The 19,927-nt window shown below is 68.2% G+C and carries 20 protein-coding genes and 1 other RNA gene; 10 read left to right on the top strand and 11 right to left on the bottom strand.

Annotated features, from left to right (window positions below):
* Positions 1 to 55 precede the first annotated feature (55 nt).
* From ILT43_RS13715 to araD1, 3 genes are all read left to right on the top strand, one after another.
* Positions 56 to 1,378 (top strand): sugar MFS transporter, encoded by a 1,323-nt coding sequence (locus tag ILT43_RS13715; protein ID WP_425530308.1) that lies wholly within the window; start codon positions 56 to 58, stop codon positions 1,376 to 1,378.
* A gap of 83 nt (positions 1,379 to 1,461) precedes the next feature.
* Entirely contained in the window at positions 1,462 to 3,006 is a 1,545-nt protein-coding gene (locus ILT43_RS13710) for an aldehyde dehydrogenase (NADP(+)) (protein WP_204199543.1), read from the top strand.
* 151 nt (positions 3,007 to 3,157) lie between these two features.
* Complete coding sequence (araD1, locus tag ILT43_RS13705; protein ID WP_204199542.1) at positions 3,158 to 4,150, top strand: AraD1 family protein; 993 nt, start codon at positions 3,158 to 3,160, stop codon at positions 4,148 to 4,150.
* Here araD1 and ILT43_RS13700 read toward each other — a convergent pair.
* Complete coding sequence (locus ILT43_RS13700) at positions 4,131 to 5,015, bottom strand: alpha/beta hydrolase (protein ID WP_204199541.1); 885 nt, start codon at positions 5,013 to 5,015, stop codon at positions 4,131 to 4,133. The two genes, araD1 and ILT43_RS13700, sit on opposite strands and share 20 nt — an antisense overlap.
* A gap of 111 nt (positions 5,016 to 5,126) precedes the next feature.
* Here ILT43_RS13700 and ILT43_RS13695 point away from each other — a divergent pair, with 111 nt between their 5' ends.
* Positions 5,127 to 7,319, top strand: coding sequence for a diguanylate cyclase (locus ILT43_RS13695; RefSeq protein WP_204199540.1), 2,193 nt, complete (start codon positions 5,127 to 5,129; stop codon positions 7,317 to 7,319).
* A 22-nt stretch (positions 7,320 to 7,341) separates the two neighbouring features.
* Here ILT43_RS13695 and ILT43_RS13690 read toward each other — a convergent pair whose 3' ends face one another.
* Positions 7,342 to 8,007 (bottom strand): dTMP kinase, encoded by a 666-nt coding sequence (locus ILT43_RS13690; protein WP_204199539.1) that lies wholly within the window; start codon positions 8,005 to 8,007, stop codon positions 7,342 to 7,344.
* Positions 8,004 to 8,282, bottom strand: coding sequence for a chorismate mutase (locus tag ILT43_RS13685; protein ID WP_204199538.1), 279 nt, complete (start codon positions 8,280 to 8,282; stop codon positions 8,004 to 8,006). Before ILT43_RS13685 ends, ILT43_RS13690 begins: the two co-directional genes overlap by 4 nt.
* 101 nt (positions 8,283 to 8,383) lie before the next feature.
* Between ILT43_RS13685 and ILT43_RS13680 the strand changes: the two genes are divergently transcribed.
* Positions 8,384 to 9,397: a polyprenyl synthetase family protein gene (locus ILT43_RS13680; protein WP_204199537.1), complete on the top strand. Its 1,014-nt coding sequence runs from the start codon at positions 8,384 to 8,386 to the stop codon at positions 9,395 to 9,397.
* Positions 9,398 to 9,481: 84 nt separating this feature from the next.
* Here the strand turns inward: ILT43_RS13680 and ILT43_RS13675 are convergent, their stop codons facing one another.
* Positions 9,482 to 9,826, bottom strand: a complete 345-nt coding sequence (locus ILT43_RS13675) for a hypothetical protein (RefSeq protein WP_204199536.1) — start codon at positions 9,824 to 9,826, stop codon at positions 9,482 to 9,484.
* Between the two features lie 154 nt (positions 9,827 to 9,980).
* Here ILT43_RS13675 and ILT43_RS13670 point away from each other — a divergent pair, with 154 nt between their 5' ends.
* The 3 genes from ILT43_RS13670 to ILT43_RS13660 all read left to right on the top strand — a co-directional run bounded on the left by ILT43_RS13670 (position 9,981) and on the right by ILT43_RS13660 (position 13,624).
* On the top strand, positions 9,981 to 10,760 hold the full coding sequence (locus tag ILT43_RS13670) for a PEPxxWA-CTERM sorting domain-containing protein (RefSeq protein WP_204199535.1): 780 nt from the start codon (positions 9,981 to 9,983) through the stop codon (positions 10,758 to 10,760).
* Positions 10,761 to 10,849: 89 nt separating this feature from the next.
* Positions 10,850 to 13,333, top strand: coding sequence for an ATP-dependent helicase HrpB (hrpB, locus tag ILT43_RS13665; protein WP_204199534.1), 2,484 nt, complete (start codon positions 10,850 to 10,852; stop codon positions 13,331 to 13,333).
* A 9-nt stretch (positions 13,334 to 13,342) separates the two neighbouring features.
* Complete coding sequence (locus ILT43_RS13660; protein ID WP_204199533.1) at positions 13,343 to 13,624, top strand: ETC complex I subunit; 282 nt, start codon at positions 13,343 to 13,345, stop codon at positions 13,622 to 13,624.
* 299 nt (positions 13,625 to 13,923) lie between these two features.
* Here ILT43_RS13660 and ILT43_RS13655 read toward each other — a convergent pair whose 3' ends face one another.
* From ILT43_RS13655 to ILT43_RS13640, 4 genes are read right to left on the bottom strand one after another with little or no spacing between them, the layout of a single operon-like run.
* Positions 13,924 to 14,430 carry an NUDIX hydrolase gene (locus tag ILT43_RS13655; RefSeq protein WP_204199532.1) on the bottom strand — a complete coding sequence of 169 codons (507 nt, stop codon included), beginning with the start codon at positions 14,428 to 14,430 and terminating at the stop codon, positions 13,924 to 13,926.
* Positions 14,427 to 15,098, bottom strand: a complete 672-nt coding sequence (locus ILT43_RS13650) for a TPM domain-containing protein (protein WP_204199531.1) — start codon at positions 15,096 to 15,098, stop codon at positions 14,427 to 14,429. The genes ILT43_RS13655 and ILT43_RS13650 overlap by 4 nt, the downstream gene beginning before the upstream one ends.
* The gene (locus ILT43_RS13645; RefSeq protein WP_204199530.1) at positions 15,098 to 15,967 is read right to left on the bottom strand and encodes a TPM domain-containing protein; all 870 of its coding nucleotides are present in this window, start codon (positions 15,965 to 15,967) and stop codon (positions 15,098 to 15,100) included. The genes ILT43_RS13650 and ILT43_RS13645 overlap by 1 nt, the downstream gene beginning before the upstream one ends.
* Positions 15,968 to 15,985: 18 nt before the next feature.
* The gene (locus ILT43_RS13640) at positions 15,986 to 16,573 is read right to left on the bottom strand and encodes a LemA family protein (protein WP_204199529.1); all 588 of its coding nucleotides are present in this window, start codon (positions 16,571 to 16,573) and stop codon (positions 15,986 to 15,988) included.
* A 113-nt stretch (positions 16,574 to 16,686) separates the two neighbouring features.
* Between ILT43_RS13640 and mscL the strand changes: the two genes are divergently transcribed.
* The gene (gene mscL, locus ILT43_RS13635) at positions 16,687 to 17,118 is read left to right on the top strand and encodes a large conductance mechanosensitive channel protein MscL (RefSeq protein WP_211534548.1); all 432 of its coding nucleotides are present in this window, start codon (positions 16,687 to 16,689) and stop codon (positions 17,116 to 17,118) included.
* Positions 17,119 to 17,352: 234 nt separating this feature from the next.
* Here the strand turns inward: mscL and ILT43_RS13630 are convergent, their stop codons facing one another.
* A complete protein-coding gene (locus tag ILT43_RS13630) occupies positions 17,353 to 17,991 on the bottom strand; it encodes a hypothetical protein (RefSeq protein WP_204199527.1) in 639 nt (212 codons plus the stop codon).
* A 323-nt stretch (positions 17,992 to 18,314) separates the two neighbouring features.
* The gene (locus tag ILT43_RS13625) at positions 18,315 to 18,746 is read right to left on the bottom strand and encodes an RrF2 family transcriptional regulator (protein ID WP_204199526.1); all 432 of its coding nucleotides are present in this window, start codon (positions 18,744 to 18,746) and stop codon (positions 18,315 to 18,317) included.
* 62 nt (positions 18,747 to 18,808) lie between these two features.
* Between ILT43_RS13625 and ssrA the strand changes: the two genes are divergently transcribed.
* Positions 18,809 to 19,175: a transfer-messenger RNA gene (ssrA, locus tag ILT43_RS13620) on the top strand.
* 383 nt (positions 19,176 to 19,558) lie between these two features.
* Here ssrA and ILT43_RS13615 read toward each other — a convergent pair.
* Positions 19,559 to 19,867 carry a hypothetical protein gene (locus ILT43_RS13615; RefSeq protein ID WP_204199525.1) on the bottom strand — a complete coding sequence of 103 codons (309 nt, stop codon included), beginning with the start codon at positions 19,865 to 19,867 and terminating at the stop codon, positions 19,559 to 19,561.
* Between the last annotated feature and the right edge of the window lie 60 nt (positions 19,868 to 19,927).

The following is a 19,927-nucleotide window of genomic DNA, read 5'->3' as shown; positions in this document are numbered from 1 at the left end:
GATGATGGGAGGCCGGCATCGGACCCCCGATCCGGAGAGAGACACCCGCATGGCCATGGCACCCACGTCCCACGCTGCGACAACCGGCGCGACCGCCGCCGGGGGCGGCGACGGCAAAAGCTATCGTTCCGCCCTGACGCTGCTCGCCAGCCTGTTCTTCATGTGGGGCTTCATCACGGTCATCAACAACACGCTGCTGCCGCATCTGCGCAGCGTGTTCGACCTGGATTACACCCAGACGACGCTGATCGAATCGGTGTGGTTCATCGCCTATTTCTTCGCGTCGATCCCGTCGGCGAAGCTAATCGAGCGGATCGGATACCAGAAATCGCTCGTCAGCGGCCTGCTGATCATGGCGGCGGGTGCGCTCGGCATGGTGCTGGCCGCCAGCATCCCGTCCTACGGCGTAACTCTTGTCATGCTGTTCGTGATCGCCAGCGGCATCACGCTGCTGCAGGTCGCGGCCAACCCCTATGTCGCGGTCGTCGGTCCGCCAGAGACGGCGTCGTCGCGCCTCAATCTGGTGCAGGCGCTGAACTCGCTCGGCACGATGCTCGCGCCCTCGTTCGGGGCGTATCTGATCCTCGGCCGCTCGGTCGGCGGCACCGCCAAGGCGGACACGGTGCTGACCCCGGCGCAGCGGCTGGCGGACGCGCAGTCGGTCATCCTGCCGTACGTGCTGGTCGCGATCGTGCTGGTCGTGCTGGCGGTGGTCATCGCTCGCTTCCCGCTGCCGGCGATGGGATCGTCGACCAGCCGCGCCGCGAAGGCGGATCGCAAGAACCATTCGCTGTGGAAGCACCGCAACCTCGTCTTCGGCATCCCCGCGATCTTCATCTACCTGATCGCCGAGATCGGCGTCGCCAACCTCTTCGTGAATTTCGTCAGCCAGCCGAATATCGCCAACCTGACGCACGAGCAGGCGGGCAACTACCTGACGTTCCTGTGGGGCGGCATGATGGTCGGCCGCTTCGTCGGTTCCGCGATCATGCAGAAGGTGCGGGCGGAAACGCTGCTGGCAGTGTTCGCGGTCGGCGCATTCGTCGTGATGCTGGTGTCGGTGTTCACGACCGGTCACGTCGCGATGTGGGCGCTGATCTCGGTCGGGCTGTTCCATTCGATCATGTTCCCGACGATCTTCACGCTCGGCATCAAGGGTCTCGGCCCGCTGACCGAAGAAGGTTCGGGCCTGCTCATCATGGCGATCGCCGGTGGTGCGCTGGTCGTGGTGCAGGGCAAGCTGGCCGATATGTACGGCTTGCAGACCTCGTTCCTGCTGACCGCGGCGTGCGAGCTCTACATCCTGTTCTACGCACTGTGGGGATCGAAGGCGACGCATGCCTTGCCGGACCAGCAGCCCGTGGAAGCCGCCGAATGACGGTGCCGCCCGGTTGCAGAATCGGGCGCGTTACCATATGTCGGACTAAATCATAAACACAGGCAGATGACGATATGGACGTGATGGAACGCACGGGCTTTCGCTCGATCACCGCAGCCACCGGCGAGCCCGCCGGCGAGCCCCTTGCGACGCACGGCGTAGCGGATGTCGAGGCCGTCTGCGCCGCAGCCGAAGCGGCGTTCGACACCTATCGTTCGATCGACAACGAGGCGCGCGCTGCGTTCCTGGAGAAGATCGGCGAGGAGATCGTCGCGCTCGGCGATACGCTGATCGAGACGGCCTGTCGCGAGAGCGGCCTGCCGCGTCCGCGGATCGAGGGCGAGCGCGGGCGGACCGTCGGCCAGCTCAAGCTGTTCGCCGGCGTCGTCCGTCGCGGCGGCTGGATGGGCCTGCGCATCGATCCGGCGATGCCCGACCGTGCGCCGCTGCCCCGCCCCGACCTGCGCCTGCGGATGATCCCGCTCGGTCCCGTTGCGGTGTTCGGCGCGTCCAACTTCCCGCTCGCGTTTTCCACGGCGGGTGGTGACACCGCGTCCGCGCTGGCCGCCGGCTGCCCCGTGGTGGTGAAGGGTCATCCGGCGCACCCGGCGACGGGCGAGCTGGTCGCCGGCGCGATCCGTGCCGCCGTCAAGGCGTGCGGCCTGCCCGAGGGGGTGTTCGGTCACCTCGTCGGCCCCGGCAATGAGCTGGGTCAGGCGCTGGTGCAGGACCCGCGCATCACCGCGGTCGGTTTCACCGGTTCGCGTGGCGGCGGGCTCGCGCTCGTCAAGCTGGCGCAGGCGCGTGAGGTGCCGATCCCCGTCTATGCCGAGATGTCGAGCATCAATCCGGTCGTCTTGTGTCCGGCCGCCCTGTCGGCGCGTGGCGCGGCGCTGGGCACCGCCTTTGTCGGGTCGCTGACGATGGGCGCAGGCCAGTTCTGCACCAACCCCGGTCTGGTGCTGGCGGTCGAGGGCGAGGGGCTGGACGCGTTCGTGTCCGCTGCCGCCGAGGCGCTGACGCAGGCCGAGCCGCAGACGATGCTGACGGGTGGCATCCACGCCGCCTACGAGCGCGGGCTTCAGGACCTGTCGAGCCACGACAAGGTCGAGACGGTCGCGCGCGGCAAGGTGGGCGAGGGTGTCGCCCGCGGTCAGGCCGCGTTCTTCCAGACCGATGCGCAGGCGTTCCTCGCCGATGCGGCGCTCGGGCATGAGGTGTTCGGCGCGTCGTCCATCCTCGTCCGCTGCCGCGATGCCGACGAACTCGCCGCCGTGCTGAAGGCAGCCGAGGGTCAGCTGACCGCGACGATCCACATGGACGAGGCGGACACCGACTTCGCCGCCAAGCTGGTGCCGGTGCTGGAGCGCAAGGCGGGCCGCATCCTCGCCAATGGTTGGCCGACCGGCGTCGAGGTGGCGCACGCGATGGTTCACGGCGGGCCCTTCCCGGCCACGTCGGACGGGCGCACGACCTCGGTCGGCAGTCTGGCGATCGATCGCTTCCTGCGGCCGGTGAGCTACCAGAACCTGAGTGCCGCGCTGCTGCCGGCGGTATTGCGCGACGGTGGCCCGGGCGATGCGCCGCTGCTGCTCGACGGAACGCTGGTGGCCGGCTCGGCCAACTGAGGGACCTTTGGTCCTTCCCTGCAAGGGGAGGTGGCAGCCCGCGGGGCTGACGGAGGAGTGACACCGCCAGCGTCGACACCCCTCCGGCGCTTTGCGCCACCTCCCCTTGCAGGGGAGGAACTGAAATAGACGACCGACCTAGGAGAGAGACATGACCCTGCGCCTCTTGCAGCATCGCGGTGATGACGGTGCCCGGAGCGTGATCGTGGCCGACGATGCCGGTGCGGCATTCGTGGCCGGCGTCGACAGCGTTCGGGGGCTGGCGGCGAAGGCGATCGCGGCGGGGACCGATCTCTCGACGGCGATCGACGCCTGCGGGCGCGGCGCTGCGGTCGACATCGCGGCGGAACTGGCGGCGGGTCGCATCCTCTCTCCGATCGATCACGACGATGCCGCGCATCTGGTGATGACGGGCACCGGACTGACCCATCTCGGGTCGGCCGAGGGGCGCGACAAGATGCACCGCGCGGCGTCCGAGGCGGCGGTGCAGACCGACTCGATGCGCATGTTCCTGGAGGGCGTCGAGGGCGGCAAGCCCGCCGAGGGTCAGGTCGGGCAGCAGCCGGAGTGGTTCTACAAGGGCGACGGCACCGGGCTGGTCGGGCCGGGCGAGCCGCTGACGATGCCGTCCTTCGCCAACGATGGCGGCGAGGAGCCGGAACTTGCGGGCATCTATCTGATCGGCGAGGACGGTACGCCGTTCCGGTTGGGGCTCTGTCTCGCCAACGAGTTCAGCGACCACGTCACCGAGCGTCACAATTACCTGTGGCTGGCACATTCGAAGCTGCGTCAGGCGGCGCTCGGCCCCGAACTGCTGGTCGGTCCGCCGCCGCAGCATATCGAGGGCAGCAGCCGGATCGTTCGCGACGGCGCGGCGCTGTGGGAGAAGCCGTTCCTGTCCGGGGAGGCGAACATGTCGCACAGCCTCGCCAATCTGGAAGCGCATCATTTCAAGTACGCGCTGTTCCGGCGGCCGGGCGACATCCACGTCCATTTCTTCGGCACCGCGACGCTGTCCTTTGCGGATGGTGTGACGACGCAGGAGGGCGACGTGTTCGAGATCGAGGCGGCGCCGTTTACGCTGCCGCTCCGCAACCCGCTGGCGCGTGCCGCGGAGCAGACGGTTACCGTCCGGACGCTGTAACCGAGGGCGCCGTCACCCGCGTCGCGAACGCCGCCATGTTCGCCAGCACCGGCGCACGGCGGCGGAAGGGGCGGGCGATCGCCGTCAGCAGCCCGGCATGGCCGATGCCGGCATAGCGGACACGCTCGACCGGGACGCCCGCTGCGGTGAGTTGCCGTGCCAGCGTGTCGCTGTTCGACGGACGGACCAGCGTATCGTCGTCGCCGGTAACCAGCAGCGCGGGCGGGTCGCCCGGCGCAACGTGCGCCCCCGGCTGTGTTGCTGGCAGGTCCGGGGCGTCGCCGAACGTCTCACGCGTCACATCCTCGTCGAGGGGCAGGAAGTCGTAAGGTCCGGCGAGGCCAACCCAGCCGCGGACGGCGGCGCGATCCTTGCCCAGCCAGCGGGGGTCGATCGCCAGCATCGCGGCATTGTAAGCCCCCGCGGAGTGGCCGGCGAGTACCACTCGGTCGGGATCGCCGCCCAGCGCCGCGACATGGCTGCGCACCCAGTGCACGGCCGCGGCGTTGTCCTGGAGGAATATCGGATAGCGCACCGCCGGCACCAGTCGGTAATCGGGAATGACGACCACGAAGCCGCGCGCCGCCAGCGCCCGGCCGACGAACCCGTAGCCCCCCTTGGTCCCCGAATTCCACGATCCGCCATACAGGAAGACGACGACCGGCACTGACGCCGAGCCCGCCCGCCGCGGCGCATAGACGTCCAGCCGCTGGCGGGGGTCGGCGCCGAACGCGACATCGCGCGCGACCGCCACGACGCCGCCGTCCTTTGGTATGACCGCGTCGAAGATACGGATCGGTGCACAGGCCGCGGCCAGGCTGCCGAGGATCGATCCGATTACTGCCGTCCGTCCGATCCGCATCATTGTATCCCTGTTACTTCCGGTGTCGTGGTCGTCCCGCTCCCCGGCGGTGCCGGTTAGCGCCTTGTTAACCGTCCTAGGTTAGCCAAGTCGCGTTACGAACGAGGGGGATACGTGGTTCACCGGACGATCCTGGCCCCGCTGGGTGTCGGAATCCTGTACTGGGCGGCGGCGGCAATGTCGCTGGCGCTCACCAACGGGGCCGACGGCGTCGCCACGATGTGGCCGGCGAGCGGGATCCTGTTCGCCGCGCTGATCGTCCTTCCCGCCCGCCTGCGCTGGCCGTGCCTCGGCTTCGCCGCGATCGGCAGCGTCATTGCCAACGCGATGGCCGGCTTGACAGCCGCGACCGTGATCGGTTTTACGATCGCGAACATGGCCGAGGCGCTGGTGGCCAGCGCGCTGCTGCGCCACTGGAGCCCCCACCGACCATCGTTCATCGTTCCACGCGACGTGCTCGCCTTTACCGCAGCGTCGGTCATCGCCGCGCTGTGGAGCGCGACGATCGCCTGGATCGCGGCCGGGCAGCCGGGCGAACTGTTCCTGCCATCGTGGTTCGTCACCGTCACGCTGGGCATGTTGATCGTCACGCCGACGGCATTGTTGATGCTCGCGCTGGTCAACCCCCAAAGCCGGGCCGCGGTGTGTCAGGGTTCCGCACGTCGAGCCGCCGGGCTGTTGACGATGGTTTTCGCGGTCACGCTGGCGGTATTCGCCCAGAATTCCTACCCGTTGCTGTTCCTGCCGCTCGTCGCCTTGCTGGCGGCGACCTATGGCCTCGGCCCGGTGGGTGCCGCGAGCGGCGTGGCGATCATCGCCATCGTCGCGCCGCTGATGACGGGCATGGGGAGGGGGCCGCTGGGCCTGATGCTCCAGAGCCGCATCGAGATGTCGTTCTTCCTGCAATTCTATCTGGTCGTGTTGTTCGCCACCGCGCTGCCGCTGGCGGCGCTGCTCGCCGCGCGCGACCGGCTGGGGCGGCAGTGCGCGGACAGCGAGCGATTGCACCGGCTGCTGGCGGATACGTCGAGCGACGTCATCGTCCGGTTCAGCAACGATGGCCATCCGGTCTATATCTCGCCCGCCGTCATCCGCATCCTCGACATGACCCCGGCGGAAGTGATCGCCGCCCCGGTGATGGAGCCGATCCACCCGGACGACCGCGAGATGGTGCGCGCCAACTGGCTGCGGCTGCTGACCGGCGATCCGAACGCGAGCCTCGTCGTCTATCGTCACCGTCGCCGCGACGGCAGCTATGTCTGGCTGGAGGCGGCGTACCGGATCGTCGATGCCGCGCCGGGCACCCCGGCGGAGGTCATCGCCTCGATCCGCGATGTCGATGCGCGCCACCGGGCCGAACTCGATGCGGTCCGGGCCGTGAAGCGCATGCAGGAAACCAACCGCCTGCTCGCCCTGGCGGAGCGGGCGGCGGGTGTCGGGCATTGGCGGCTGGGGGTTGCGGACGGCACGCTGTTCTGGTCGCCGGAGGTGTTCCGCATTCACGGCATCGCCGAGAACGAGATGCCGACGGCGGAGGATGCGATCCGCTTCTACCTGCCCGAGGAGCGACCACGGATCGGGTCGCTGGTCGGCCAGTCGATGGCATTGCGCGTCGGCTTTGATTTCGAGGGGCGGATCGTGCGGCCGGGTGGCGAGGTGCGGCACATCATCTCGCGCGGGCAGCCGGAGTTCGATCCCGACGGCGTGTTCATCGGCCTGTTCGGCATCTTCCAGGACGTGACGCTGCAAGTGATCGCCGGCCGCGAACTGGAAGCCGCCAAGCGCGCCGCGGAGGACGCGGCGGCGCAGGCGTTGCGGCTGGTCGACATCGACGCGCTGACCGGCGTGTCGAGCCGGCGCAAGGCGATGGCGGCACTGGACGAGGCGATCGTCGACAGTCGGGCGGCGGGCCTGCCGCTCGCCGTCGCGATCTTCGACATCGATCATTTCAAGGGGGTCAACGACCGGTACGGTCACGCGGCGGGCGATGCGGTGCTGCGCCGCGTGGCACGGGTAGCCAAGGAAGCGGTGCGACCGACCGATCTGGTCGGCCGCCTCGGGGGCGAGGAATTCCTGGTGCTGCTGCCCGGTGCGCCCGCCGCCAACGCGGTGGCGATCGCCGAGCAACTGCGTACGGCGGTGGCCGCGAGCGGCGGCGGTGTCGAGGTCGGACCTCGCGTGACGGTCAGCGTCGGCGTCGCGCTGCTCAGTGAGGATGCCAGCGCGGCGAGCTTGCTGGGCGACGCCGACCGGGCACTGTACCGGGCAAAAGCAGCGGGGCGGAACGCGGCGCGACTGGCGGCCTGAGCGCCCACGCCGGAGCGGCGGATCAGGCCGCGATCATCTCCACGATCTCGGTGGCGATGTCGGTCGGCGTGCGCAACAGGCCGCCCGATATCGTCGGCACCGTCGCCCAGCGGCCGAGCAGGCCCCCCGCCGCCATCGTCGCGTAATTGGCGCGCACACGAACCTGCAACCCGCCATCGGCTTCGTACGCGTCCAGCGCCTCGTCGGTGTAGCTGCGCTTTCGCTTGCGCAGGATCAGGCCGTGGGCGACGTCGACGGGCGTGTCGAGATACACCGACAGGTCGGGAGCAGGCAGGGCGAACTGCTCCGTTTCCAGCGCCGCGATCCAGCGCATCAGGTCGGCGGCGTCGTCGGCGGCGCCCTGCGCGGCCTGATACGCCATGTTCGACGCGATATAGCGGTCGAACACCACCACGTCGTGCGATGCCGCCGCACCGCGGATCGCGTCCGCGGATTCCAGCCGGTCGAGCGCATACAGCACCGCCGCCGCTTTCGGAGAAGCTGCATGCGGCAAGCGGCTACCCAGCAACTCGCCCAGCACATGGCCGCCGATCGTCGCACCGTAGCGTGGGAAGGACAGGACGGTGGCGGTGCGGCCGGCGGCGTTGAGCTGCGCGGCGACCTCCGCCGCGGTCGTCGCCTTGCCCGCGCCGTCGCCACCCTCGATCGCCAGCAGGAACCCGGTCACGCCTGCATCCGGGCGTGGTGGCGGATGACCTCGTCGATGATGAAGCGCAGGAACTTCTCGGTGAACTCGGGATCGAGCTCCGCCTCTTCGGCCAGATGCCGCAGGCGCGCGACCTGCCGCTCCTCGCGGCCCGGGTCGGCGGGGGGCAGTCCGGTCGTCGCCTTGTAGCGGCCGACCGCCTGCGTCACCTTGAACCGCTCGGCGAGCAGGTGGACCAGCGCCGCGTCGATGTTGTCGATCGACTTCCGATAACCCTGCAACACGTCGTCCGTCATCCGGTGCCCCCTGTTTCGCGCTCAATGCGGCGTCATGGATCGTATCACAAGCCCGGCAAGGCTTGCGTCACCCGGCGGTTACCGTAGAGGGTGCCGATCCGATGACCGCCACGATCCACCGCCTCGGTTCACGACCGCAGCCTTCGCTCGACCCGATGGTCCGTCTCGTCACCGGCGACATGAACAGCGTCAACGCCGTGATCCTCGACCGGATGCAGTCCGAGATCCCGCTGATCCCCGAACTCGCCGGTCACCTGATCGCGGGCGGTGGCAAGCGGATGCGGCCGATGCTGACGCTCGCGAGCGCGCGGCTGATCGGCTACACCGGCAATCGTCACCACCGGCTGGCGGCGGCGGTGGAGTTCATCCACACCGCGACGCTGCTGCACGACGACGTGGTCGACGGATCGGACCTGCGCCGGGGCAAGCGCACCGCCAACATCATCTGGGGCAATCCCGCCAGCGTGCTGGTCGGCGATTTCCTGTTCAGCCGCAGCTTCGAACTGATGGTCGAGGACGGCAGCCTGAAGGTGCTGAAGATCCTGTCCAACGCCAGCGCGGTGATCGCGGAGGGCGAGGTCAACCAGTTGACCGCCGCCCGCCGCGTCGATTTGGGCGAGGACCGCTATCTCGACATCATCGGTGCGAAGACGGCCGCCTTGTTCGCCGCCGCGTGTCGCATCTCCGCCGTCGTCGCCGAGCGATCGGATCGCGACGAAATGGCACTGGACGCCTATGGCCGCAATCTGGGCATCGCGTTCCAGCTGGTCGACGACGCGATCGATTACGTGTCGGACGCCGGTACGATGGGCAAGGACGCCGGCGACGACTTCCGCGAGGGCAAGATGACGCTGCCCGTCATTCTGGCCCATGCGCGCGGCGATGCCGAGGATCGCAAGTTCTGGAAGGACGCCATCGAGGGACGCCGCGACTCGGATGAGGATTTCGCGCACGCGATCGACCTCGTCCGGCGCACCCGCGCAGTCGACGACACGATCGCCCGTGCGCGCCACTATGGCCGGCGCGCGATCGACGCGATCGCCGGCTTCGCGGACGGACAGGCGAAGGACGCGATGATCGAAGCGGTCGAGTTCGCGGTGGCGCGGGCCTACTGAACGCCGGGTCGTTCCGCGCGAGCGACCCAATGCCGTCGAAGCCAGCCGGGGTGCCTGTACCTCATATCCGCGACATGACGGAGATCAGCGCCCGAACAGGCCGCCCAATCCGCCAGCCAGTCCGCCGACCCCGCCCATCTTCGCCAGCACCTCCTCGCCGCCGATCTGCTCCAGCAGCGCACGGAGCGGTTCGATCGGCAAGCCGGACGAATCTGCCGCCTCCGCCGCGGTGTCGCCGGGGTGGGCCTGTGCGATGCCGAGCGCTGCCAGCGCTGCACCCACCTGATCCGGCGTCAGCCCGACCCGGGCCGCCAGCGACTCCGCGTCGAAGCCGCCGGGAATCTGTCCCATGGTGCCGTCCAGAATGCCCATCGCGCCGACTTCCCATAGATAAAGCCCATCCTTGGAGGGCGCCGCATCGAAATACAATCGATCGCAGGACAGGTCGCTGATCCGGTAATCTGTACCAAATTGAGAAGCTTATGAATTTACTATCTTTAGCGCTTCTCTCGAAAATCCTTCATGGTTACGAAACTGTCAACGCCGACCATCGGGGCGGCGGATTCGGGGGATATCTGAGATCATGAAGCATTTTGCTCGCGCCGCCGTGCGCGCCGCCTTTATCGCCACCACTGCCTTGTCCGTCCCGGCTTTTGCCGGCGAGGTAAAGGTGCTGCCGACCGACACTGCGTGGCGGAACCTGCCGGGCGAACTGCGCGAGAACGCGACCGCCGGCATCACCGATACCGCACCGCGGTCCGGCAACGGTTCGCTGGAGCTGACCGGCCCCCGGACGCGCTTCGCGATCGGCAACATCTATCCCAACGCACAGACGACGCCGCTGATCGCTCTCGATCAGGTCACCGGCCTGACCTTCGACTGGCGGATCGCCGGCGACTCCGTGAACCCCTACAACCCGGATTACACCCCGGCGCTGCGCCTCCACATCTGGGATGCGGGTGCGGGCGTCCGCCGCGAGATCATCTGGGAGGGTGCGTATAACGGCGCCTACGGGCCGCAGACGGTGCCGGACACCTGGTACAGCTCGACACTGGCCGACTCCTTCTATGTCGGTGCGGGGAACGAGAATAATGGCCGGACCGTCGCCGACTGGGCGCAGCGGTACGCCGCCGGCTCGTTCGTGGCGGCGATCAGCGTCGGCTCGGGCGGCGGTGCCGGTGCGTATCACGCCTTTGCCGACAACGTGACGCTGTACACGGTCGGCGGCAGCACGACGTACAACTTCGAGGTCGCCGGCGCGGTGCCGGAGCCCGCCACATGGGGCATGATGATCGTCGGCATCGGTGCCGTCGGCGGTGCCGCCCGCGTCCGTCGTCCCAAGGCGACCATCGCGATCGCCTGACCCTGTCCTAAGGCGCCCCGGCTGTGGCATGGGGCGCCGATGACCGGCCCGCTGCTTCCTCCGTTCGACCCGTCGCCGGCGACGCTCGTATGAGCGAGCGCCTGCCGATCGAAGCGGTGTTGCCGGACCTGCTTATGGCATTGCGGCAAGCGCCGAACGCGGTGCTCGTCGCGCCGCCGGGAGCGGGCAAGACCACCGCCGTCGCACCGGCCCTGCTGAGGGAGGACTGGTGCGACGGCGAGGTGCTGTTGCTGTCGCCGCGGCGGCTGGCAGCGCGGGCGGCGGCCGAACGCATGGCCGCGCTGGCGGAGGAGCCGGTCGGCCGCACCTTCGGCTACGCCACGCGGCTCGACAGCAAAGGCTCCGCCGCGACGCGCGTCACCGTCGTGACCGAGGGCATCTTCGTTGCGCGGATACAGGCCGATCCGGAACTTGCCGGCATCGCCGCGGTGCTGTTCGACGAGGTTCACGAACGCAGCCTCGACGGCGACTTCGGATTGGCGCTTGCACTGGATGCGCAGGCAGGGCTGCGGCCCGACCTGCGGCTGGTGGCGATGTCCGCGACGCTCGACGGCGCGCGGTTCGCGGCGTTGATGGGCGCAGAGGGCCAACCCGCGCCGGTGATCGAGAGCGAGGGCCGCAGCTATCCGTTGGCCCTGCGCTACCTCGGGCGCGACGGAGCGAAGCGGATCGAGGACGAGGTCGCCGCCGCCGTTCGCCACGCCCTGGCGACGGACGAGGGCGGGGTGCTCGCGTTCCTGCCCGGCGTCGCCGAGATCGAGCGGGTGGCGGAGCGGCTCGACCGGTTGCCGGCGGGCACGATGCTGCACCGGTTGCACGGTAGCCTCGACCCGGCCGAACAGCGCGTCGCGATCCGGCCTTCGGCGGAGCGCAAGGTGGTGCTCGCCACCTCGATCGCGGAGACCAGCCTGACGCTCGACGGCATTCGCGTGGTCGTCGACGCCGGGCTGGCGCGGCGACCGCGTTATGACCGTGCGGCCGGCATGACCCGCCTCGTCACCGAGCGCGCCAGCCAGGCCGCCGCGACGCAGCGTGCTGGCCGTGCGGCGCGGCAGGGGCCGGGCGTCGCCTACCGGTTGTGGGAGGAGGCGGCGACGGCGGGCCTGCCGCGGTTCGACCCGCCGGAGATCGTCGAGGCGGACCTGTCGGCGCTGCTGCTCGCGACCGCGATCTGGGGCGTCTCCGATCCGCGTGCACTGGCTTGGCTCGACCCGCCGCCCGAGGCGGCGGTGGCGGAGGCCCGCGCCCGCCTGACGCTGCTGGAGGCGCTGGACGAGGACGGCCGGCCGACGCCGCATGGCCGCGCAATCGCGGCGATGCCGATGTCGCCGCGGCTGGCGCACATGCTGGTCCGGGCGAGCGAACGCGGACTGGCGGAGGTGGCGGCGGAGGTCGCGGTGCTGCTCTCGGAGCGCGGGCTGGGCGGGAACGATCCCGATCTGGAGGTCCGGCGGCGACGCTGGCGTACCGAGCGTGGGCCCAAGGCGGAGGCGTCGCGCAAGCTGGCGGTGCGGTGGGCGCGATCCAGCGACGTGGCGCGCGCCGGCACCCCTCCGCCGAAGACGAGGGAGGATCGATCGGCGGAGGACGTCGCCACCTGCATCGCGATCGCCTTTCCGGACCGGGTCGCGCGGCGGCGGGATGCGTCGGGGGAGCTATGGGCCGCCGCCGGGGGCCGCGGTTTCCGGCTGGATCCGACATCGTCGCTGGCGTCGGCCGAGTGGCTCGCGGTGGCGGAGACGCAAGGGGCGGCGTCCGGCGCGCGCATTCTGGCGGCGGCGGCGATCGACCTTGCGACGATCGAAGCGCTGTTCGCCGACCGGATCGAGCGGCGGCGGACGGTGACGTTCGACCCGGCAACGGGCGGGGTGCAGGCGCTGCACGAGCGGCGGCTGGGCAGCCTGCGCCTGCAATCCGGGCCGGACGCGAATGCCGATCCGGCGGCGATTGCGGCGGCGCTGCTGGAGGGGGTGCGGACGCACGGGCTGGAGTTGTTGCCGTGGAGTCGGGCGGCGGAGGCGCTGCGGCGGCGGGCCGATTACGCCGGGCTGGCGCTCGGCGATGCCGACCTGCTCGACCGGGCGGAGGAGTGGCTGGTACCGCTGCTGGCCGGCCGGCGTCGGCTGGATGCGATCGCGCCGGGCGACCTGACCGACGCGCTGCGCGGGCTGATCGGGTGGGACGATCTGAAGCGGCTGGACCGGCTTGCACCCGCCGACTTCACCAGTCCGGCGGGCAGCACGCATGCGATCGACTATGCGGCGGAGGGTGGGCCGCGCGTCGAGTTGCGTCCGCAGGCGCTGTTCGGGCTGGCCGAGCATCCGGTGATCGGCGAGGCGCGGGTGCCGCTGGTGCTGTCGCTGACCTCCCCTGCGGGTCGCCCGATCCAGACCACGCGCGACCTGCCGGGCTTCTGGGCGGGCAGTTGGGCCGATGTCGCCCGGGAGATGCGCGGACGCTATCCACGTCACCCCTGGCCCGACGATCCGGCAGCGGCGAGTGCGACGCTGCGGACGAAAAATGCGGATGCACGGCGCGCGCGATCCGGCTAGGGGAGGCATATGGCTATTGCTCGCATATTCCAGCGCCCCAAGAACGCGATGCAGTCCGGCAAGGCGCGCACCGACCTGTGGCAACTCGAATTCGAGCCCTCCGAGGCCAAGCATCCCGACCCCCTGACCGGCTGGGCCGGCAGCGGCGACACGCGGGAACAGCTCCGCCTGTTCTTCCCCACCGCCGAGGCCGCCGTCGCGTGGTGCGAGCGGGAGGGGCATGAGTCGGTCGTGATCCCCGCGCCGCAGAAGATGCTGAAGTTGCAGGCTTACGCGGACAATTTCCGCTGAATCGAGCCCGTAGAGGCGTCGGAAGGTTAGGCTAAGGTTAGTCCAACGCGGTCTTTCGCGAAGGGCTGAGTTCGTTTTTAAGGCATGTCCAAAGAGCGGCTCGTGTTCGCGGTTTACGCTGGTGCCGGGTTGTAGGACAGCGGTTTACCGGCGGTGCTTGCAGCCCCGATGTGCGGCCCCGGTAAGGGCCGGAATTCAATCGCCTCCGACGCGTGGAATCTTGGTGGCGTTGCCGAACCTGCGCGTCTGCCGTCGCCGGAGGGCTCTGGTAACGGCCTGCGATCCTGCGCAGGCAGCTCTCACATTGTCGCCGCGTCGAGCACCAGCAGGATCTTGGCGTCGATCCCCAACCCTTCCGCCCGCTTCAGGCTGATGAAGGCGGGTACGTCCTCGACGGGCACCAGATGCACGGTGATGTCCTCCTGCGCATCGCCGCCACCGTCGCCGACGCGGGTCAGGCCGGTGGCGCGGACGATCGTGAAGCATTCGGAGGTCATGCCGGGCGACGAGTAGAACAGCCCCAGTTCCTCGACGGAATCGGCGCGAAAGCCGGTTTCCTCCTCCAGTTCGCGGCGGGCGCCGGTCGCGACCGACTCGCCGGCCTCTTCATCGCCGATCAAACCGGCGGGTAGTTCGATCGTGCGCTTGCCGACCGGGATGCGGTGCTGTTCGACCAGCACGAGTCGGTTTTCGCCATCGACGGCGACGATCACCGCCGCGGCGATCTGGCCCTTGCGTTCTGCATATTCCCACGTCCCCTCCGTCACCACGGTGAGGAAGCGGCCTTCCCAAACGACGGTCTTCATAGCTCGATCACCCGGTCCGGCAATTCGTTGGTGTCGTTATCGGAGCGCGGAAAATGCTCCGCGAGCACGGTGCCGATCTGCGTCACGGCAGCGGCCATGCCGTGGCCGGGGCGACCGTCCTTCACCGCGAGGACCAAGGCCGCCATCGCCTCGCCCCAGCGTTCGGGCGCGACACGGCTGTGGATGGCGGCATCGGCGACGATCTCCGCCCGGTGCTCCGCCAGCGACAGGTACAGGAGCACGCCGGTCCGGCCGCGCGTGCGCTGTTCGGCGGCGGTACGGAACAGCGTCATCGCCCGGGCGCGGACCCGCCGCGCCTTGGTCGCGCCGGGCGTCAGCGCCATGCGCAAAGCAGGCAGCGCGAAGACGTAACGGCCGATCAGGAACGCCGCCGTCACCACCACCAGCGCGATCGTGTAGAGCGCGGCGGGCGTCGCCGGTCCGCTCCACGGGTCGGCGACGAGCGCGTGCAGCCAGTCGGGCAGCCCCGGTACGCTCGCCAGCAAGGCCAGCGCGAGCAGCATCGTCACCACCGCCCAGTGCAGGCCGACATCGTGATACGCGTCCGACTGGCGCGCGACGATCGTGACGATCTCGCCATCGGTCTGGAGTTCCGCCGCGGTGACGGCCTGGGTGACGCGGGTGCGATCCGCTTCGCTCAACTGCATCACCAATCCCCCGAAGCGCCGCCGCCGCTGAAGCCGCCGCCACCGCCGCCGGAGAAGCCGCCATCGCCCCAGCCGCCACCGCCGCCGCCATCCGACGAGCCGCCACCCCAGCCACCGCCAAACCCGCCGCCGTTCTGGCTCGATCGGCCGATCTCGTTCGCGATCGACCACAGCACGATCGGCAGCGCGCCGCCGTCGTTGCTGAAGCGTCGGCCACGACCGTGTTTGCGTCCGAAGATCGCGGGCAGGATGACGAAGCCGAGCACGACCAGCCAGAAGATCAGGCCGATCGGAATGCCGCCGCCGCTGCTTTGACGCTGCGTCTTGTGGGTGCGATCGAACTCCTTAATCGCCGCGTCGGTGCGCGCCTGCGCCTCTTCGGGCGAAGCGCGCAGTTGCTTGTCGATCGCGTCGACGCCGGCGATCATCGCCGAGTTGATGTCGTCACCAGCGCGCAGCTTCGGCATCATCTGCTGCTGGATCATGACGCTGCTGAACGCGTCGGTCAGGATCGGCTCCAGCCCGGTGCCGACTTCCAGTCGCGGACCGCGCTGGCCGGCGGGATTGTTCGGCGCGGCGAACAGCACAGCGCCGTTGTTGACGTCACGGAGGCCGACGCCCCAGCTGCGGCCGAGCCGATACCCGTATTCGTCGAGCGGATAGCCCTGCATGTCGGCGATCGTCGCGACCACGACCTGCCGTTTGGTATCCTTCTGCAACGCCTCCAGCTTCGTCGTCAGTACCGCCTCCGTCTCCGGAGACAGAACATCGGCCGCGTCCACCACATAGCCGGTGAATTTCGGGAAGGTCTGCGCCTGCGCGGTTCCTGCCGTCATCAGCAGGAGCAGCGCGGCGATCCAGCGCATCATGACGCTCAGCTGGCCCGATTAACTGGCGTTACCGAAGTTCACCGCCGGCGCCTGCTCCGCGCCGGGCGACGTCGCCGCGAACGGCGTCAGCGGCTTGGCACCGTAGAAGATGCGCGCGCCGACCGCGTCGGGGAAGGTGCGGATGCGCGTGTTATACGCCTGCACCGCCTGGTTATAATCGGTGCGGGCGATGGTGATGCGGTTCTCCGTCCCCTCCAGCTGGCTCATCAGGGTGGTGTAGTTGCCCTGCGACTTCAGCTCGGGATACGCCTCCTGAAGGCGCTGCAACGACAGCGTCAGCCCGGCCTGCGCCTGCTGATACGCCTGAACCTTGGCAGGGTCGGTCAGTTGGTCCGGTGCAACGCGGATCTGGCTGGCGGAGGCGCGCGCCTGCGTCACCTGGGTCAGGATGTCCTTCTCCTGCGCACCCGCGGCACGTACGGTCGAGACGAGGTTGGGGATCAGGTCGGCGCGCCGCTGATACTGGTTCTGCACATCGGCCCAGCGCGCCTTCGCATTCTCCTCCGCGGTCGGCACCGAGTTGATGCCGCACCCGGCCAACAGGGCCGAAGCGCCGATGAGAACGGTGATCGAACGACGGGACATGCGTGAAGCTCCTGCTGTCTGTCCTATGGATATAGGACACTCGTGCCGCTTGGCGAAGGGGAAAACGGGGGTTAACCTCGCGCCAGGATCAACGACGGCGAAAGGGGCCGATGATGCTCAAGGAATTCAAGGCGTTCATCGCGCGCGGTAACGTGCTGGACCTGGCCGTCGCGGTCATCATCGGCGCGGCGTTCAGCAAGATCGTGACCTCGCTGACCGAGGACGTGCTGATGCCGATCATCGGCAAGCTGTTCGGTGGACTGGATTTCTCCAGCTACTTCCTGACGATGGGACCGGTGCCGGCCGCTTTGCAGGGGTCGAGCGACTATGCCGCCCTGAAGAAGGCGGGCGTGCCGCTGCTCGGATATGGCGAGTTCGTGACTCAGGCGGTGAATTTCATCATCGTCGCCTTCATCATCTTCCTGATCGTGCGATCGGTCAGCAAGCTGCTGCCGAAACCCGAAGCTCCCGCGACGGCGGAACCGGCCGACGTGACGCTGCTGCGCGAAATCCGCGACGAGCTGAAGGCGCGGCCGCGCGTCTGAGGCTTCGCTGCCCACCTGTCGGCTCCCATCACTGCGCTAACGGGAGCCGGTCGGCGTGATCGGCGGCAAGGCGCGCGTGCTTCGCCAGGGCTCGACACGAACGGTTCGAGCGGATGGCACGCGCTCCCACGTTCTGACGGTGCGAAACGCGTCTCACGAATGCGCGGCCGGAATGCTTTCGAACAAGCATCCCGGATCAGGCGCAGATGTCGTCTGTCGATCGTAGGCGGTCGATCAATAGGCCGGGCACGTGTTCGCGACAGCCGCGAGATTCTCGAGATGCCGCGGGATCGACCGGGCACCCAGAAAACGCTCCTTCGCATCGGTGGATTTCACCGTTACTTCGACTCCGTCCTTCATCAGATCAACGACGCGGTGCAGGAACTTGTGCTTGTCGCTTATCTTCTCCGGCACCGCTCCCAACGGACCGAGATACCCAATCGTGTGGGCAAGCCGATATCCCTTCTTGTGAAGGTAGCGGGCGACGAGATCGGCAAAGGCAGGATTGTTGTCGTTCTTGATGGAACTGTAGCACACGTCGCAGGAGATCGCGCCGAGATAGCGCTTCGGCAGGCCCTTCTCGATCAACCTGTCGACGACGACATTGTACGGCAGATATTCCTTCTGCCCGTAACCCGCCGAGTTGCTGACGTACGGCCGTCCCGCCGACCCGTGACCGGCGATCATGACCCGTGTCATCGGAGAAAATCCGAGACTCGCCAAGGGTTTGCCAGGGTCGTCATAGCATACGAGCGCGAACTTGCGCCCGTGATGAGTGCTGGCGCCGAGTGCCTCCGCCTTCTTGGTTTCCGCGATGAAATCACCGGCCTGATCCCTTTTGAACGGGATGAACACCAATCGGTCGACGGTCATCTTGATTATCCCCCTGACAATTGCGGGGACAATCCGTCAGCATCGAACGCGAGTCAATATTCCACGCAGATCGATCCTGATCTTGACCGGAGCTAGAACAGCGATCGGTCGGGCGCAAAATTTGTTTGTGAAGTAGTTACAGGGTCTTGATCGCGACGGGTCGTAATTTCGAAATCCGGAGGGTGAGCGACGGTCGATCGGTGCGCCATAGCGCCGACGTCCGTTCAGACACCGCTATCCGCGCTCGCCTGCGCGCGCCGGTGCTGCCATGACGTTCCGGAATGGGTTCGCGCCGGCATGACAGGCCGGGATCGGCATCCGGCTTACGCCGCGACCAGGTCCTCGGCGGTGGCGTCGGCGAGGCTGGTGCCGTCGAGGATGCGAGCGGTTTCGTCGCGGACGCGCATCATCGCATGGCGGATCGCGCAGGCGGCCTCGTCGGCGCAGTCTGCACAGCGACGATAGGCGGTGCGGCTGACGCAGGGGACCAGCGCCAGCGGTCCTTCGATCACGCGAATGATGTCGCCGAGCGAGATCAGGTGCGACGGGCGGGACAGGCAATAGCCGCCGAGCTTGCCACGGTGGCTGTGCACCAGTCCGGCATCGCGGAGGTCGGCGAAGATCAGTTCCAGAAACTTGCGCGGGACGTTCGCCTCCGCCGCGATCCGGGTCATCGGAATGGGCGGGCTCTGGGCCGGCGCGCGTGCCAGAAACAGCATGGCGCGCAGGGCATAACGGGAACGCTGGGTCAACATGATCGGGCCGCTATGGACCCGCATTGTGGCAAGCGGAAGGCCCCGGACCCGATGTCGTGAAAGACGTTGCGTCGATGCGCGCGACTACCTACATCCGTGGCTGCCGGGTTTACCCGGCTATGGCGATAAAAGGCGGCGCGCAATAGATGCAGCGGACCCGGGGGCGGTACCCGGCGGCTCCACCATTTACGCCGATCTGCAACCGTTTCGGCGGGTGGCGGGACGGCGTAACTGACGGGGCCGAACTAGGATCGACGTGTGTTGAAAAACGCTGCTCTTCGCTCGGAATGGGACCACCGTAACGGCCCATTACACAAGTGCCAACGATAACGAAGCACTCGCGATTGCGGCGTAACTGAGGGCCTCACGGCCTAAGGTTACTCCAAAATAGCGCGGTTGGACCCCACCGGGCAACAGAAGGGGAATCCAGCGGTACGGGGAGCACCGGGCAACAGAAGCTCCCCACTTCCCCCTTGTACTACCGGGCTTGCGACCCGCTCGCGCTGGGGTGGGTCGACGATGAGCTTTCGCCGTCTACTCACCGTCACCCCGGACTCGTTCGCGACTTATCCCTTCGAGACACGTACCGATCTTATGTCTCCGCGGTGGCGGGGACTCACCACTGAGCTCCTGCCTTCGCGGGAGCACATGGGATGTCCCGTGCCTGTTCGAAGGGGATAATTACCTGCTCGTTCCGGGTGGCACCGCGCGGATAACCCGGAGTTTCGCCTACTTGTCGGGCCGAAAGCCGCGTAATGGACCCGGAACACGTCCGGGGTGCGCTTCGACGCACCCTCCCTCCAGGGCACGGCTTACGTCGCCGCCGCCAGTATGCAGTAGACGAGTACGGGAACGCCGATCAGCAGGATCATCAGCAAGAGGTTGAGATCGATCAGACGTTCCAGGCCGGTGGCGTGGGCACGCGGCCGAGCATCGGGGCGGGCAGTCGGGCGGGCACTGGGCGGTTGTGGGTGTTCCACGTCCTCGATGTGAAGGTGGAACCGGTGGGAGAAGAAGCTCTCCGGCCGCATGATCAGGTGCGGTTCGGTGGTTGCGGTGGAGCCGGCGGGGGCAATGGGCTCCGATCGGCGATCCATCGCCGATGCGTTATCGTCAGACATGGTGCGTTATCCGCTTATTCGAGAACACGGGCGCAAGAGCGCGACCGTGGATCGTCAGAT

This window comes from Sphingomonas longa (assembly GCF_016892685.1).
Lineage (GTDB): Bacteria > Pseudomonadota > Alphaproteobacteria > Sphingomonadales > Sphingomonadaceae > Sphingomonas > Sphingomonas longa.
This window is presented reverse-complemented; position numbering and strand designations above follow the sequence as displayed.

Coding starts and splice junctions, on each gene's coding strand:
- ILT43_RS13700 (WP_204199541.1), bottom strand. CDS start 5,015: ATGATGCGGATCGGACGGACGGCAGTAATCGGATCGATCCTCGGCAGC.
- ILT43_RS13645 (WP_204199530.1), bottom strand. CDS start 15,967: ATGATGCGCTGGATCGCCGCGCTGCTCCTGCTGATGACGGCAGGAACC.
- ILT43_RS13660 (WP_204199533.1), top strand. CDS start 13,343: ATGGCTATTGCTCGCATATTCCAGCGCCCCAAGAACGCGATGCAGTCC.
- ILT43_RS13680 (WP_204199537.1), top strand. CDS start 8,384: ATGACCGCCACGATCCACCGCCTCGGTTCACGACCGCAGCCTTCGCTC.
- ILT43_RS13655 (WP_204199532.1), bottom strand. CDS start 14,430: ATGAAGACCGTCGTTTGGGAAGGCCGCTTCCTCACCGTGGTGACGGAG.
- hrpB (WP_204199534.1), top strand. CDS start 10,850: ATGAGCGAGCGCCTGCCGATCGAAGCGGTGTTGCCGGACCTGCTTATG.
- araD1 (WP_204199542.1), top strand. CDS start 3,158: ATGACCCTGCGCCTCTTGCAGCATCGCGGTGATGACGGTGCCCGGAGC.
- ILT43_RS13650 (WP_204199531.1), bottom strand. CDS start 15,098: ATGCAGTTGAGCGAAGCGGATCGCACCCGCGTCACCCAGGCCGTCACC.
- ILT43_RS13715 (WP_425530308.1), top strand. CDS start 56: ATGGCACCCACGTCCCACGCTGCGACAACCGGCGCGACCGCCGCCGGG.
- mscL (WP_211534548.1), top strand. CDS start 16,687: ATGCTCAAGGAATTCAAGGCGTTCATCGCGCGCGGTAACGTGCTGGAC.
- ILT43_RS13670 (WP_204199535.1), top strand. CDS start 9,981: ATGAAGCATTTTGCTCGCGCCGCCGTGCGCGCCGCCTTTATCGCCACC.
- ILT43_RS13710 (WP_204199543.1), top strand. CDS start 1,462: ATGGAACGCACGGGCTTTCGCTCGATCACCGCAGCCACCGGCGAGCCC.
- ILT43_RS13630 (WP_204199527.1), bottom strand. CDS start 17,991: ATGACCGTCGACCGATTGGTGTTCATCCCGTTCAAAAGGGATCAGGCC.
- ILT43_RS13640 (WP_204199529.1), bottom strand. CDS start 16,573: ATGTCCCGTCGTTCGATCACCGTTCTCATCGGCGCTTCGGCCCTGTTG.
- ILT43_RS13615 (WP_204199525.1), bottom strand. CDS start 19,867: ATGTCTGACGATAACGCATCGGCGATGGATCGCCGATCGGAGCCCATT.
- ILT43_RS13625 (WP_204199526.1), bottom strand. CDS start 18,746: ATGTTGACCCAGCGTTCCCGTTATGCCCTGCGCGCCATGCTGTTTCTG.
- ILT43_RS13685 (WP_204199538.1), bottom strand. CDS start 8,282: ATGACGGACGACGTGTTGCAGGGTTATCGGAAGTCGATCGACAACATC.